The 14,244-nt window shown below is 60.7% G+C and carries 17 protein-coding genes; 7 read left to right on the top strand and 10 right to left on the bottom strand.

The window, feature by feature from the left end; all coding sequences use genetic code 11:
* Positions 1–55: 55 nt before the first annotated feature.
* Positions 56–967: a LysR substrate-binding domain-containing protein gene (locus tag AAEZ06_RS20295; RefSeq protein WP_350615885.1), complete on the bottom strand. Its 912-nt coding sequence runs from the start codon at positions 965–967 to the stop codon at positions 56–58.
* Positions 968–1,091: 124 nt separating this feature from the next.
* Between AAEZ06_RS20295 and AAEZ06_RS20300 the strand changes: the two genes are divergently transcribed.
* Positions 1,092–1,733 (top strand): FMN-dependent NADH-azoreductase, encoded by a 642-nt coding sequence (locus tag AAEZ06_RS20300; protein WP_350615887.1) that lies wholly within the window; start codon positions 1,092–1,094, stop codon positions 1,731–1,733.
* A 144-nt stretch (positions 1,734–1,877) separates the two neighbouring features.
* A complete protein-coding gene (locus AAEZ06_RS20305; protein WP_350615889.1) occupies positions 1,878–2,768 on the top strand; it encodes an esterase/lipase family protein in 891 nt (296 codons plus the stop codon).
* On the opposite strand, the gene AAEZ06_RS20310 is transcribed toward AAEZ06_RS20305, so the two are convergent.
* Positions 2,765–3,655, bottom strand: coding sequence for a DMT family transporter (locus AAEZ06_RS20310; protein ID WP_149411119.1), 891 nt, complete (start codon positions 3,653–3,655; stop codon positions 2,765–2,767). The genes AAEZ06_RS20305 and AAEZ06_RS20310 overlap by 4 nt on opposite strands.
* 97 nt (positions 3,656–3,752) lie before the next feature.
* Between AAEZ06_RS20310 and AAEZ06_RS20315 the strand changes: the two genes are divergently transcribed.
* From AAEZ06_RS20315 to AAEZ06_RS20325, 3 genes are all read left to right on the top strand, one after another.
* Positions 3,753–4,541: an AraC family transcriptional regulator gene (locus tag AAEZ06_RS20315; protein WP_149411118.1), complete on the top strand. Its 789-nt coding sequence runs from the start codon at positions 3,753–3,755 to the stop codon at positions 4,539–4,541.
* Positions 4,542–4,612: 71 nt separating this feature from the next.
* A complete protein-coding gene (locus tag AAEZ06_RS20320; RefSeq protein WP_149411117.1) occupies positions 4,613–4,915 on the top strand; it encodes a PsiF family protein in 303 nt (100 codons plus the stop codon).
* A gap of 176 nt (positions 4,916–5,091) precedes the next feature.
* Positions 5,092–6,105, top strand: a complete 1,014-nt coding sequence (locus AAEZ06_RS20325) for an AI-2E family transporter (protein WP_133101471.1) — start codon at positions 5,092–5,094, stop codon at positions 6,103–6,105.
* A 132-nt stretch (positions 6,106–6,237) separates the two neighbouring features.
* Here the strand turns inward: AAEZ06_RS20325 and AAEZ06_RS20330 are convergent, their stop codons facing one another.
* Positions 6,238–7,506: an Hsp70 family protein gene (locus tag AAEZ06_RS20330; RefSeq protein ID WP_149411115.1), complete on the bottom strand. Its 1,269-nt coding sequence runs from the start codon at positions 7,504–7,506 to the stop codon at positions 6,238–6,240.
* 299 nt (positions 7,507–7,805) lie between these two features.
* Between AAEZ06_RS20330 and AAEZ06_RS20335 the strand changes: the two genes are divergently transcribed.
* Positions 7,806–8,750 carry a DnaJ C-terminal domain-containing protein gene (locus tag AAEZ06_RS20335; protein ID WP_350615893.1) on the top strand — a complete coding sequence of 315 codons (945 nt, stop codon included), beginning with the start codon at positions 7,806–7,808 and terminating at the stop codon, positions 8,748–8,750.
* A 2-nt stretch (positions 8,751–8,752) separates the two neighbouring features.
* Positions 8,753–9,061, top strand: coding sequence for a chaperone modulator CbpM (locus AAEZ06_RS20340; protein WP_149411113.1), 309 nt, complete (start codon positions 8,753–8,755; stop codon positions 9,059–9,061).
* A gap of 26 nt (positions 9,062–9,087) precedes the next feature.
* Here the strand turns inward: AAEZ06_RS20340 and ureC are convergent, their stop codons facing one another.
* The 7 genes from ureC to urtE form a co-directional block, all read right to left on the bottom strand.
* Complete coding sequence (ureC, locus tag AAEZ06_RS20345) at positions 9,088–10,788, bottom strand: urease subunit alpha (RefSeq protein WP_350615896.1); 1,701 nt, start codon at positions 10,786–10,788, stop codon at positions 9,088–9,090.
* Positions 10,789–10,894: 106 nt separating this feature from the next.
* The gene (locus tag AAEZ06_RS20350; RefSeq protein WP_149411111.1) at positions 10,895–11,203 is read right to left on the bottom strand and encodes an urease subunit beta; all 309 of its coding nucleotides are present in this window, start codon (positions 11,201–11,203) and stop codon (positions 10,895–10,897) included.
* The gene (locus tag AAEZ06_RS20355; protein WP_149411110.1) at positions 11,200–11,733 is read right to left on the bottom strand and encodes a GNAT family N-acetyltransferase; all 534 of its coding nucleotides are present in this window, start codon (positions 11,731–11,733) and stop codon (positions 11,200–11,202) included. Before AAEZ06_RS20355 ends, AAEZ06_RS20350 begins: the two co-directional genes overlap by 4 nt.
* Before the next feature lie 6 nt (positions 11,734–11,739).
* Complete coding sequence (locus tag AAEZ06_RS20360) at positions 11,740–12,270, bottom strand: GNAT family N-acetyltransferase (protein ID WP_350615899.1); 531 nt, start codon at positions 12,268–12,270, stop codon at positions 11,740–11,742.
* 9 nt (positions 12,271–12,279) lie between these two features.
* The gene (locus tag AAEZ06_RS20365) at positions 12,280–12,582 is read right to left on the bottom strand and encodes an urease subunit gamma (protein WP_133101479.1); all 303 of its coding nucleotides are present in this window, start codon (positions 12,580–12,582) and stop codon (positions 12,280–12,282) included.
* A gap of 43 nt (positions 12,583–12,625) precedes the next feature.
* Positions 12,626–13,465: an urease accessory protein UreD gene (locus tag AAEZ06_RS20370; protein WP_350615901.1), complete on the bottom strand. Its 840-nt coding sequence runs from the start codon at positions 13,463–13,465 to the stop codon at positions 12,626–12,628.
* A gap of 30 nt (positions 13,466–13,495) precedes the next feature.
* The gene (urtE, locus tag AAEZ06_RS20375) at positions 13,496–14,194 is read right to left on the bottom strand and encodes an urea ABC transporter ATP-binding subunit UrtE (RefSeq protein ID WP_350615903.1); all 699 of its coding nucleotides are present in this window, start codon (positions 14,192–14,194) and stop codon (positions 13,496–13,498) included.
* Positions 14,195–14,244 lie beyond the last annotated feature (50 nt).

Below are 14,244 nucleotides of genomic sequence, written 5' to 3' on the forward strand. Positions count from 1 at the left end.
GGCGTGATCGCTCCAAGTTGTGAGTGCCGCGTCACACAAAAAGTTTTATTGGATGTCACTGTGCGTGTCCGGACAGCCGCGCCTCCTCCTGTAACCACTGGAAAAACGCCCTGACCGGTGGATGCCGCTCGCGTCCAGGTACGCACAGCGCGCTGTACCCCGCGCCGTCGACGCTGACCTGGGGCCTATAAGGCACCAGCAAACCGCTGGCCACGCTTTGTGAAACCAGGATGTTACTGGCCAACACCAGGCCCTGGCCGGCAATCGCCGCTTGAAGGGCGTAGTGCTCTTCGTCGTATTCGCGTATCGACTTGGCTTGCTGCAGCCAATGCTCGCCGGCCTTGTCACACCAGGCTTGCCAGCCCAAGGCGTAGAGCTTGGAGTTGTGCCAGCGCACGCTGATCAGCGTCGGGGGCTGAGTGCTTGCCAATGCCACTTGTTCGGGTGAGCCATAGACCGCGAAACACTCATCGAACAGGCACAGGCCGTACAGGTTGAGGTAATTGTCGAGGCTGTAGCGAATCACCAGGTCGATACTGGCGTCTTGTTGCAAATCCACCACGTCGCAGTGGGTGTCCAGGCGCAGGTTGATCCCCGGATGAGCGGCATAAAAACGCCCCAGCCGTGGCACCAACCACAGGGCGGCGAAGGCCGGCGTCGTGGAAAGCGTGAGGTTGCCGACGCTGCGTTGCGGGCGCAGGGTGTCGACGCTTTGCGCTACCTCCAGCAGCGCGCCGTGCAGGCTGTGGAACAACCGCTCGCCACATTCGGTCAGCCTTACCTGGCGCGGCAGGCGTTCGAACAGCGCCACCCCCAGCCAGGTTTCCAGGGAGCGGATCTGATGGGACACCGCTGTCGGCGTCACCGACAGTTCCAGGGCTGCCGCCTTGAAGCTGAGCAGGCGCGATGCGGATTCAAAGGCGCGCAGGGCGGTGAGGGGCAGCGAGGCAAACATGGCGGGCTCCATGGATGAATTTATTTCATTCTGCGTAACTATTGCTCATTTGTTGGGTGGACTCGACAGCACTAGTTTGCTGGTAAGAAAGTCGACCATTCAGGTCGCCTGAGTCTAGCCCGTGAAGGCCTTATAGATGAATAGAATGCTTGCGATCCATGCCAGCCCCCGTGGCGAGCGCTCCCACTCCCGGCGCCTGACGGAAGTGTTTCTCGACACCTGGCAAACCGCCAACCCTGATACGCGGCTGACCCGACGGGAAGTCGGCCGGGCCTTTATCCCCCATGTCAGCGAAGCGTTCGTCGCGGCGAACTTCTACCCCGAACCCCATGCGCGCCCCCTGGCCATGCAGGCAGACCTGCAATTGAGCGATGAACTGGTGGGCGAGTTGATCGGTCACGACCTGTTGGTGATTTCCACACCGATGTACAACTTCGGCCTGCCCAGCGGGCTCAAGGCCTGGATCGACCACATTGTGCGCATGGGCCTGACCTTCAACGTCACTCAGGACAGCCAGGGCTGCGCCCAATACCAGCGTTTGCTGCTGGGCAAGAAGGCGCTGATCATCACCAGTCGCGGCGGCAGCGGGTTTGGTCCGGGGGGCGAGAACGAAGCGATGAATCACGCTGATCCACACCTGCGCACAGCCCTGGGCTTTGTTGGTATCGACGACATCACTGTGATTGCCGCCGAAGGTGAAGAGTCCGTCCCAGAAGCGTTCCGCCGCTCCAGTGATGACGCCGAGCGCCAGTTGCGCGTGTTGGCGCGGGCGTTCTGAGGAGGCCTGGACTTTTCTGCTGATCACCGCCGCAGTGGTGGGGCTCAAGTAGTGTCATGAGTTGGTCGTTAATTCGTCATATTGGTTTGCCGGTGGTTCGTCTAGGATGGCGCTCATCGGCTCACTTTCAAGGACGTTCGCCCCATGCCTCAGTCATTGGCAACACGTTATCCCCTGGTACTGGTGCCGGGCATGCTTGGGTTTGTGCGCCTGGTGGTGTACCCGTACTGGTACGGTATTGTCCCGGCGTTGCGTGCGGGCGGCGCGCAGGTCGTTGCGGTGCAGGTGGCGCCGCTCAACTCCAGCGAGGTGCGTGGCGAGCAGTTGCTGGCGCAGATCGAGACGATTCGCCGGGAGACCGGTGCCGATAAGGTCAACTTGATCGGCCATAGCCAGGGCTCGCTGACGGCGCGTTATGCGGCGGCAAAGCGTCCTGAGTGGGTGGCGTCGGTGACGTCGGTGGCCGGCCCCAATCATGGCTCGGAACTGGCGGATCACATCCATAGCCATTACCCGGCCAACAGCGCCAAGGGCCGAATCATGAGTGTGGTGCTACGTCTGATCGGTGCCGTGATGAGCCTGCTGGAAACCGGTTACCGCGGTCCGCGTTTTGCGGCGGATATCCACGCCTCTCATCAGTCGCTGACCAGTGAAGGCGTGGCCCTGTTCAATCGCCAGTATCCCCAGGGGCTGCCGGATACCTGGGGCGGGCAGGGCGCTGGGGAGGTCAACGGGGTGCGTTACTACTCCTGGTCCGGCACCTTGCAGCCGGGCAAAACCGATCGCGGGCGCAACCTGCTGGACGGCACGAACCGCAGTTGCCGGTTGTTTTCCCGCACATTCGTCCGGGAGAAAGACCAGTGTGACGGCATGGTCGGGCGCTACAGTTCGCACTTGGGAACGGTGATCGGCGATAACTACCCGCTGGACCACTTCGATATCGTCAACCAGTCACTGGGGCTGGTGGGCAAGGGCGCGGAACCGATCCGGTTGTTTACTGAGCATGCCCAGCGGTTGAAGGCTGCCGGGATTTAGCCAGCAACCCTGACCTTGCCCCCAATCGGCGTGGTCCAGCGCTCCGACAAAATCACCCCACCCAAGGTCAGCACTCCGCCCACCAAGTGATACAGCGCCAACTGCTCCTTCAACACCACCGCCGCAATCAGCGCGGTAATCAATGGCAGCAGATTGAAAAACAATGTGGTGCGGCTTGGGCCCAGGGTCTTGACCGAATGCATCCAGGCCAAGGGTGCGATCATCGAGGCCAGCAGGCAGGCGTACAGCACCAGCGGGATATTCGACCAGCCTAGTCCGGTTTTTTCGGATACGAGGAATAGCGGAAACAGCACCACCACCGCCACCAGCACCTGCAAATACAGCAGCACCAGCGGTGGCAGGCGCAACTGCCATTTTTTCAGCAGCGTGCTGTAGATCGCGTAGGCCAGTGTGGCCACCAGCATCATGCCGTCACCCAGGTTCAGCCCATGTCGCAGCAGCGCGCCAAGGCTGCCGGACGAGACCACCACCAGCACCCCGGCGAACGACAGCACTGCACCGGTCAATGCACCCAATGTCAGGCTCTGGCCGAGGCTGATGATGGCGGCGGCCAGGGTCATCAGCGGCATCAGCGACAGGATGATGCCCATGTTGGTGGCCGTGGTCAGGGTTGCCGCGTAATACGCCAGGCTCTGATACACCGCCATGCCCAGCACACCGAGGATGAAAATCTTGCCCAGGTTGGGGCGAATCAACGGCCAGTTGGCAATGACCGGCTTGAGCATGAACGGGGTGAACAGAATTCCCGCCAGCAGCCAGCGGTAAAAGCCGATCTCGGCGGGGAAGATCGAACCCACCGCGAGCTTGTTGATCACGGTATTGCCAGCCCAGATAAAAATGGCCAGTAACGGATAAGCGTATTGCATCGAAAGGAACCAGAAACGTTAGCGAGCGATGATTATCCTTTGTCTGGATCGAAGCCTATACTTCGATCCGGCCATACGACCTTTGAATCCAGACAATATGTGCAAGAAATACATCAACCTTCCCGATTTCGCTGCGCTGCCGGCCCCGGTGTACTTCCGCTACTCCGAGTTCGAGGCCGACACCCACGCCAGTGCCCACCAGCACGCCTGGGGCTCCCTGGATTACTCGGCCCGTGGCGTGATGCGCTTTGAAGTGGCCGGCAGCCGCTTCATGTCGCCGCCGCAATACGCAGTGTGGATTCCGCCGAACACCCAGCATAGTTCCTACAACGCCCAGGCGATTGTCTACCGCTCGGTGTATCTGGCGCCGGAACTCTGCGAACAACTGCCCAACGTGCCGAGCACCCTGACCATCAGTGACATCCTCAAGGCGATCCTCAGTGATTTCGCCGAGCGCGACGTGAACATCCCTCAGAACGATGCCGACGTGCGCCTGGCCCAGGTTTTGGTGGACCAACTCAAGCAGGCGCCGGTGCATGATTGTTTCCTGCCTTACGCCAGCAACCCCGGCCTGCTCAGCGTGCTGGAAGGGATGCAGGCTGCGCCTGGCGACAACCGGCCGTTGGCGCAGTGGGCGGTCCAGGTGCATGTCAGTGAGCGCACCCTGGCCCGGCAATTTGTTCGCGAACTGGGCATGGGTTTCGGCGAGTGGCGCCAGCGCCTGCGCTTCCTGGTGGCCATCGAAGCGCTGGACAGCACCCGTAGCGTCCAGGAAGTGGCTTTTGACTTGGGCTACAGCACCGCGTCGGCCTTTATCGCCATGTTTCAGCGCCAGGCCGGCTGCACGCCGGAGCACTATCGACGGACGAATATACGTAGCAGGTGAAGGTGTAACAGGCTTTGTCTACACTGCAGGGGAGGCCGTGCTCCTCGGCACGGTAACAGGGAGAAAACTCCATGAAGATGTTGCGTATTCCGTTGTTGATGATGGGCCTGCTGATCTGTTCCCAGGGTTTTGCTGCAACTGCCCAGCAAAACAAAATGACCACCTGCAACGCCGAAGCCACCACCAAGACGCTCAAGGGTGATGAGCGCAAAGCCTACATGAGCACCTGCCTCAAGGCCGCTCCGGCTGCCAACGATGCCAAGACATTGACTCCCCAGCAGCAGAAGATGAAAGATTGCAATGCCACTGCCAAGATCAAAGCCCTGGCAGGTGATGCGCGCAAGACCTTTATGAGCACCTGCCTGAAGAAATAATAGCCTCGTGCCATAGAAGGCTGCGACACTCGCACACAGCCCTCTGTAGGCGCGAGCTTGCTCGCGATGAACGTAAGATCAGTGCGTTTATTCAGAATGAGCGCGTTATCGTTAACGCCCATCGCGAGCAAGCTCGCTCCTACAGCATCCTTTAACGCCGTTCGTTTTGAGGCTGTATGCCAACGTTTTCTCAGCGTCATGTGTTGTTACTGGCCAGCTACATCATCATTTTCGGCGGGTTATTGCTGGTACTGCCGTTGAAGCTGCTGCCCAGCCTCTTGGCTGGCCTGCTGGTCTTTGAACTGGTCAATATGCTCACCCCGCAGTTGCAGCGGTTGATCGAAGGTCGGCGCGCGCGCTGGCTGGCGGTGGCATTGCTGGGCACCTTGATCGTCAGCGTGCTGGCGCTGGTTTTTGCCGGCGCCATCAGTTTCCTGCTGCACGAAGCGGAAAATCCCGGGGCGTCCCTGGATAAATTCATGGGCGTGGTAGACCAGGCGCGTGGGCAACTGCCGCCGTTCCTCGATGCCTACCTGCCCGCCAGCGCCGCTGAATTTCGCATCGCCATCGGCGAATGGGTCAGTAAGCACCTGAGCGATTTGCAACTGGTGGGCAAGGACGCGGCGCACATGTTTGTGACGCTGCTGATCGGCATGGTCCTGGGGGCGATCATGGCCTTGCAGCGCGTGCCGGATCTGACCAAGCGCAAACCCCTGGCGGCGGCCTTGTTCGATCGCCTGCATCTGCTGGTCCAGGCCTTTCGCAACATCGTCTTCGCCCAGATCAAGATCGCCGCGCTCAACACGGTATTCACCGCCGTGTTCCTGGCCGTGGTCCTGCCGCTGTGCGGGATTCACCTGCCGCTGACCAAAACCTTGATCGTGCTGACCTTCCTGCTGGGCTTGCTGCCAGTGATTGGCAACCTGATGTCCAACACCCTGATCACCATCGTCGCGCTGTCGCTGTCGATTTGGGTCGCCGTGGCGGCGCTGGGTTACCTGATTGTGATCCACAAGGTGGAATACTTTCTTAACGCACGCATCGTCGGCGGGCAGATCAGTGCCAAGTCCTGGGAGTTGCTGTTGGCGATGTTGGTGTTCGAAGCAGCCTTCGGCCTGCCGGGGGTGGTGGCGGGGCCGATTTACTATGCGTACTTGAAGAGTGAGTTGAAGCTTGGGGGGATGGTTTAGGAGCAGCGGCAAGCTGTAGGAGCGAGCTTGCTCGCGAAAAACTCGAGAGCGCCGCGGTTAACCAGCAAGCCCGCGTTAGCGTTCACCACCTTCGCGAGCAAGCTCGCTCCTACAGCGTAAAGCTGCTCCTAGTCAGTACCCGTAGCGCTTGCTCGCCTCAATCGCGAGACCACTGCCAATACTGCCAAAGATATTACCTTCCACATGCCGCGCGTTCGGCAGCATCGCCGACACACTGTGGCGCAGCGCCGGAATGCCGCTGGAACCGCCGGTAAAGAACACCGTGTCCACTTGGGCCACATCCACCGAGGCATCGTCCAGCAATTGGGTGACGCTGTTGCGGATGCGTTCGAGCAGGTTATCGATGGCCGACTCGAACAACGCTCGGCTCAACTCAACGCTCAGGCCCGGCTCGACCCGGTCGAGCAGCACATGGCGGCTCTCGTCGCGGGTCAGTTGGATCTTGGTTTCTTCCACTTCCATCGCCAGCCAGTGCCCTGCACGTTGCTCGATCAGCTTGAACAGGCGGTCGATGCCGCCGGTATCCTCGATGTCGTAGCGCATGCTGCCCAAGGCCAACTGGGTCTTTTGCGAGTACACCGAGTTGATGGTGTGCCAGGTCGCCAGGTTCATGTGATGGCTGGTGGGCATATAGGCGCCGCTTTTCATGCGGCTGCCGTAGCCGAACAGCGGCATCATGCCCTGCAGGCTCAGTTGCTTGTCGAAGTCGGTCCCGCCGATGTGCACGCCGCCGGTGGCGAGAATATCGTCGTGGCGGTTGTCCAGGTCGCGCCGCTCAGGCGACAGGCGCACCAGGGAGAAGTCAGAAGTACCGCCGCCGATATCGACAATCAGGACAAGCTCTTCTTTTTCGATGGTCGACTCATAGTCAAACGCAGCGGCAATCGGCTCGTACTGGAAGGAGACTTCCTTGAAACCGATCTTGCGGGCGACGTCCACCAGGGTGTCTTCGGCTTCCTTGTCGGCCATCGGGTCGTCGTCAACAAAAAACACCGGGCGGCCCAGCACCACTTCTTCGAACTCACGCCCGGCGGTGGTTTCGGCGCGCTGCTTCAACTGGCCGATAAACAGCGCCAACAGGTCCTTGAACGGCATGGCCGTACCCAAAATACTGGTGTCGTGTTTGATCAGCTTGGAACCCAGCAGGCTCTTGAGCGAGCGCATCAGGCGGCCTTCGTAACCTTCTAGGTACTCGTGCAGCGCAAGGCGGCCGTAGACAGGGCGGCGCTCTTCGAAGTTGAAGAACACCACCGAAGGCAGGGTGATTTTGTCGTCCTCCAGCGCGATAAGCGTTTCCATGCCGGGGCGGATCCAGCCGACAGTGGAGTTGGACGTGCCAAAGTCGATGCCACAGGCACGGGCTGGGGATAGGTTTTTCATGTCTTTCGGGTTCCGGTTGAAAAACGGCCGCGCAGTGTATGCCACCCACGTTCAGATGCGTAGGCCGACTATCCGCTAAATACAACGGACTTGTTACCTTGAAAGGTCAGCGTTTGCCCCCAAATCCCCTCCATACGGTTGGTGGCTGACGCATTTATCAAGATTGTTCGTCACGCCGCCGATAAACTTCTGACGCACCCCTCGGTCACAAGATTGAGATCGGTCAATCCAAACGCCGCAAACAGGCGCATGCTGTGCCGCTGGCAGTGCGATATCGATAACGGATGGTGATGCCCCCGATGGACTTCAAAGACTATTACAAGATTCTCGGCGTAGAGCCGACAGCAGACGACAAGGCGATCAAGGCGGCCTATCGCAAGCTGGCACGTAAATATCATCCCGACGTCAGCAAGGAAAAGGATGCCGAAGCCAAGTTCAAGGACGCGTCCGAAGCCTATGAAGCGCTGAAAAGCGCCGACAAGCGCGCCGAATACGACGATTTGCGCAAGTACGGTCAGCATGGCCAGCCGTTCCAGGGCCCGCCAGGCTGGCAGAGCCGTGGCGGCTATGGCGGCAGTCAGGACACCGGCGATTTTTCGGATTTCTTCAGCTCGATCTTTGGCTCGCGTGGCAATGGCTTTGGTGGTGCCCAGGGCCATAGTGCCGGGCGTCGAGGACAAGATGTGGAAATGGAATTGCCGATCTTCCTGGAAGAGACCCTGTCCAACGAGTCCAAGCCGATCAACTTCCAGGTGCCGCAGTACAACGCGGCAGGCCAGCACGTCAGCAACACCACCAAAAGCCTGAACGTGAAGATCCCGGCCGGTGTGGCCGACGGCGAACGCATCCGCCTCAAGGGCCAGGGCGCGCCGGGCATTGGCGGCGGTGCCAATGGCGATCTGTACTTGATCATCAAGTTTGCGCCTCATCCGAAATTCGATGTGGAAGGTGAAAACCTGATCATCACCCTGCCGCTGGCTCCGTGGGAGTTGGTGCTGGGCACGGAAGTCGCGGTACCGACCCTCACCGGCAAGATCAACCTGAAAGTGCCGGCCGGCAGCCAGAACGGCCAGCGCATGCGCGCCAAGGGCCACGGCTTGCTGAACAAGGCCGGGCAGCGCGGTTATCTGTTTGTGCAACTCAAGGCAGTCATGCCCAAAAGCGCCGACGACGAGGTCAAGGCGTTGTGGCAGGAGCTGGCGAACAAGGCCGCTTTCGATCCGAGAGAATCATGGAGTAGCTAACGATGAGCAGTCCCCACGTGGTTCAAGTGAACATGACCGAGTTTTGTGAGGCCACCGATTTGTCGGTGGCCTACGTGATCGAGATCGTCGAACACGGCATCCTTGAACCGGAGGGGGCGAGTCCCGAGTCCTGGCGTTTTACCGATTACGAGTTGGCTGTGGCCAAGCGGGCATCGGCGCTGCGCAAGGACCTGGAGCTGGAATGGGAAGGCGTCGCCCTGGCGCTGGACCTGCTCGAAGAGGTCCAGCTACTGCGGTCCGAGAACCAGATGCTCAAGCAGCGGTTGGGGCGGTTGGTGCAAAACCCCTGACGCGGCTCACGCCTGCCGATGACCGGTCAGAACAGAAAATACCGCTGGGCCATTGGCAACACATCCGCCGGTTCACACCACAGCAGTACCCCGTCGGCCTTGACCTGATAGGTCTGCGGGTCGACTTCGATGTCTGGCAGGTAGTTGTTGTGGATCAGGTCGGTTTTCTGCACGTCCCGACAGCCTTTGACCACTGCGATCTGCTTCTTCAATCCCAGTGCTTGTGGCAAGCCGTCCGCCAGTGCCGCCTGGCTGATAAAGGTCAGGCTGGTAGCGTGCAGCGAGCTGCCAAAGCTGGCGAACATCGGCCGGTAGTGAACCGGTTGCGGCGTGGGGATCGAGGCGTTGGCGTCGCCCATGAGGCTTGTGGCAATCGCTCCGCCCTTGAGAATCAGGGTTGGCTTGACGCCAAAGAACGCCGGGCGCCACAGCACAAGATCGGCCCACTTGCCCACTTCGATGGAGCCCACTTCATGGCTGATACCGTGGGTGATCGCCGGGTTGATGGTGTACTTGGCGATGTAGCGCTTGGCGCGGAAGTTGTCGTTGCCCTCTCCGTCACCCGGCAGCGGGCCGCGCTGCTTTTTCATCTTGTCGGCGGTCTGCCAGGTTCGGGTGATGACCTCGCCGACGCGCCCCATGGCCTGGCTGTCGGAGCTGATCATCGAGAACGCGCCGAGGTCGTGGAGGATGTCTTCGGCGGCGATGGTTTCGCGGCGGATGCGGCTTTCGGCGAAGGCCACGTCTTCGGCAATGCTCGGGTCCAGGTGATGGCAGACCATCAACATGTCCAGGTGTTCGTCGATGGTGTTGCGGGTGAACGGCCGAGTCGGGTTGGTAGAGCTGGGCAGCACGTTGGGCAAGCCACAGGCCTTGATAATGTCCGGCGCATGGCCGCCCCCGGCGCCTTCGGTGTGGTAGGTGTGAATGGTGCGGCCCTTGAAGGCGGCGAGGGTGGCTTCGACGAAGCCGGATTCGTTGAGGGTGTCGCTGTGGATCGCCACTTGCACGTCGTACTGGTCCGCGACCGTCAGGCAGTTGTCGATACTCGCCGGCGTCGTGCCCCAGTCTTCGTGCAGCTTCAAGCCAATGGCGCCGGCCTTGACCTGTTCAATCAATGGCTGCGGCAGGCTAGCGTTGCCCTTGCCGGTAAAACCGATGTTCATCGGGAACGAATCCGATGCCTGGAGCATCCGCGCCAGGTGCCACGGGCCCGAGGTGCAGGTGGTGGCATTGGTGCCGGTGGCTGGGCCGGTGCCGCCGCCGATCATCGTGGTGACGCCGCTGGTCAGCGCTTCCTCGATTTGCTGTGGGCAGATGAAGTGCACGTGGGTGTCGATACCGCCGGCGGTAAGGATCATGCCTTCGCCAGCAATCACCTCGGTGCTGGCGCCGACGCAGATGGTCACGCCGGGCTGGATATCCGGGTTGCCGGCCTTGCCGATGGCGGCGATGCGGCCGTTTTTAAGGCCAACGTCGGCCTTGACGATGCCCCAGTGGTCGATGATCAGCGCGTTGGTGATTAGGGTATCGACCACTTCCGCGGCCAGCAGTTGGCTTTGGCCCATGCCATCGCGGATCACTTTGCCGCCGCCGAATTTCACTTCCTCGCCGTAGGTGGTGAAGTCTTTTTCCACTTCCACCCACAGCTCGGTGTCGGCCAGGCGGACCTTGTCACCGACGGTGGGGCCGAACATGTCTGCATAAGCTTGGCGGGAGATTTTCATTGGAAATCCTTGCGCATAGATGAGGTTCTACACTGATTTATTCTGGCAAACCGGCTTGTGTGGCGAACGGGCTTGCCACACAAGCCCGCTAGGCAAACAAATCTGTTCAATCCAGGTCGCCCATGATCCGCCCGGCAAAGCCATACACCCGGCGCAAGCCACTCAAGTCCACCAGCTCCACCTCGCGGCTCTGCCCCGGCTCAAACCGCACCGCCGTACCCGCTGCTATGTTCAGGCGCATGCCACGGCTGGCCGCACGATCAAATGTCAGTGCGTCGTTGGTTTCGAAAAAGTGGTAATGCGAGCCAACCTGGATCGGCCGGTCGCCGCTGTTGGCCACACTCAGGCTGAGGGTGCGGCGGCCGACATTGAGTTCAATGTCGCCAGGCCGGATTCGGTATTCGCCAGGAATCATTCAGGTTGTCCCAGGGTCTTGAAGTAGATGGCGGTCGAGCTGTAGCGTCCGTCCGGGCTTTGGCAGTAGTTGGGCAGTTCCCCGATCTTGATATAGGCCTGAGACTGGTAGAACGCTTCAGCCGGTGAGCCGACTTCGGTGTCCAGGTACAGCAGGCCGCGCTTGTACTGGCGAGCGCTTCGCTCCAGCGCATTTATCAATTGTTGGCCCAGGCCACGGCGTTGTGCCTCGTTGAGTACCAGCAACTTTTGCACCTCGGCGCGGTTCAGTCCGTTGGCTTTCTGGCACAGCGCCAGTTGCACGCTGGCCAGTACCTGTTCATCGCGAACCACCGCCCACAGCAACAGGCTGCCGTCTTCGATGCCGGCCTGCACGCTATTGAAATAGCTGCGGGCCTGGGCTTCGTCGAGGTCGGCCATGAAGCCGACCGATGCGCCGTGCTGCACGGCGTCCAGCAACAGCTCAATCAAGCCCTGGCGGTAATGGGCAAAGCTTTCAGCATTGACGAGGCGCAGGTGGGCGGCGTTCATCGGTTGTTACTCCTTGTCTACGGCTGGCGGCTCCGCGCCGGGGTTAAGCGTCAGTTGCATAAAGGTCAGGTCCAGCCAGCGGCCGAACTTGGTGCCCACTTGCGGCATCTGCCCGGTGATGGTGAAGCCCTGGCGCTCATGCAGGCGGATCGACGCCTGGTTGCCGCTTTCGATGGCGGCGACCATTACGTGTTTGTCGCAGGTTTTCGCCCGCTCGATCAGGGCTTCCATCAGGCGTGGACCGAGGCCCTTGCCGCGCTGGTCGTTGCGCACGTACACCGAGTGCTCGACGGTGTGGCGAAATCCCTCGAAGGGCCGCCAATCGCCAAATGAAGCGTAGCCGAGCACCTGATTGTCTTCGACCGCCACCAGGATCGGGTAGAACTGCGCCTGGCGCGCACTGAACCAGGCCTGGCGATTGCTCAGGTCCACCAGTTGCTCGTTCCAGATCGCCATGGTGTTGAGCACGGCATCGTTGTAGATATCGCGGATTGCCGGGAGGTCGCCGTGTACTGCATCACGAATCAGCATAGACATGGCTGGGCCTCAGGCGATGGGCTGGTGGACGGTCACCAGTTTGGTGCCGTCGGGGAAGGTGGCTTCTACCTGGATATCCGGGATCATTTCCGGGATGCCTTCCATCACTTGCTCACGGCTGAGCAGGGTGGTGCCGAAATACATCAAGTCGGCCACGGTCCGGCCATCGCGGGCGCCTTCCAGCAGTGCTGCCGAGATATACGCCATGGCTTCCGGGTAGTTGAGCTTCACACCGCGCGCCAATCGCCGCTCGGCCACCAGGCCTGCGGTGAAGATCAGCAGTTTGTCTTTTTCCCGAGGGGTCAGGTCCATCGTTCGAAGTCCGCTTTTGGGCAATTTAAAGAATGCGTGTTGTTCATGTGTTCCAGATCCTCGGTTCCAACGCCTCACGCCCAAGCAACGCCGGGCGTAGCAAGCGCCACAATTCAATCAGCCAGCCCCGCGCCAGCAAGGCTTCGCTGGCCAGGCAGCGTGCCACCAGCAAGCCGGGCAATTGCGTCAGGTCGCCGCGCACCGCATGGGGCAGCGAGCGACACTGTTCCAATAAGTCACTGTCGATTTCACCGGTCACCAACAACGTGGCAAACACCGATTTCCCATCCAGGCCAATCGGCGAGTCGAGCAAACCGTCGCCGCCCACAATGCGCTGGCGTTCGTGCCAGAGCAACTGGCCGTCGCGGCGGATATCCAGTTGGGACTGGAAGTGCCCAAGGTCGAAGCGCTCACCGCTGGCCGGTCGTCCCAGTGCCACCACGTCCCAGTAGAACAGCCGGGCGTCGCCTTGCAGGGCAATGCGCGTGGTGAGTTCGGCCTGGGCGGCGCTGAACACGATAGTTTCCTGGGGTAGCCATTCCAGGGTAGCGCCGGCTTCGACCGATAATTCCAGCTGTTGATAGGCCGGGCCGCCGGCGCGGTACCACTTGGCGGCCCCGGGGCTGGTCAGTTGCGCCCAGGCGCCTTCGCCGACATGGGCGTTGATGTCCAGCCTATCACCCCCGGCAATTCCGCCCGGCGGGTGGACGATAATGTGCTGGCACACCTCGGGGCCTTCGGCGTACAGGTGCTTTTGTACCCGCAGAGGGCCCTTGTGGCGGCGCAGGACCGGGCGCGTGGTGTCGCCAACGCGCGCGTAGGCCAGTGTAAGCTCGGCATGCCAGTTGGGGGTGAACAGGGCGGGGGATACAGGCAGGTTCATGGTCAGTGCTTATTGTCAGGACGCTACAGATTAGATGGTAACCAGGCCGCGTACACCGTCGGCTTCCATATTTTCTCCACGGCCCTGCTGGACGATTTCACCCCGTGACATCACCAGGTACTGATCAGCCAGTTCGGCGGCAAAATCGTAGAACTGCTCCACCAGCAGGATCGCCATGTCGCCACGGGCAGCGAGCTTTTTGATCACCACGCCGATTTCCTTGATCACCGACGGCTGGATGCCTTCGGTGGGCTCATCCAGAATCAACAGGCGCGGACGACTGGCCAGCGCTCGGCCAATCGCCAGTTGCTGTTGCTGGCCGCCAGACAAGTCGCCGCCCCGGCGTTGTTTCATTTGCAGCAGCACCGGGAACAATTCGTAGATAAAAGCCGGGACTTCCTTGGCTTCGGTGCCAGGGAAGCGGGACAGGCCCATCAACAGGTTTTCTTCCACGGTCAGTCGCCCGAAAATCTCCCGGCCCTGGGGTACGTAGGCGATCCCCGCGTGCACCCGCTGGTGCGGCTTGAAGCCGGTGATGGTCTTGCCTTCCCAGTTCACTGCGCCCTCTTTTGCCGGCAGCAGGCCCATCAGGCATTTGAGCAACGTGGTCTTGCCCACGCCGTTGCGGCCCAGTAGGCAGGTGACTTCGCCGACGTTCACGTCAAACGAAAGGCCCCGCAGGATATGGCTACCGCCGTAGTATTGGTGCAACTTGTCGACGTGCAGCATGTTCAAAATCTCCTCAATTTCAGAGCCTATTGTGGCGAGCGGGCTTGCCC

The organism is Pseudomonas sp. HY7a-MNA-CIBAN-0227 (genome assembly GCF_040310325.1).
Lineage (GTDB): Bacteria > Pseudomonadota > Gammaproteobacteria > Pseudomonadales > Pseudomonadaceae > Aquipseudomonas.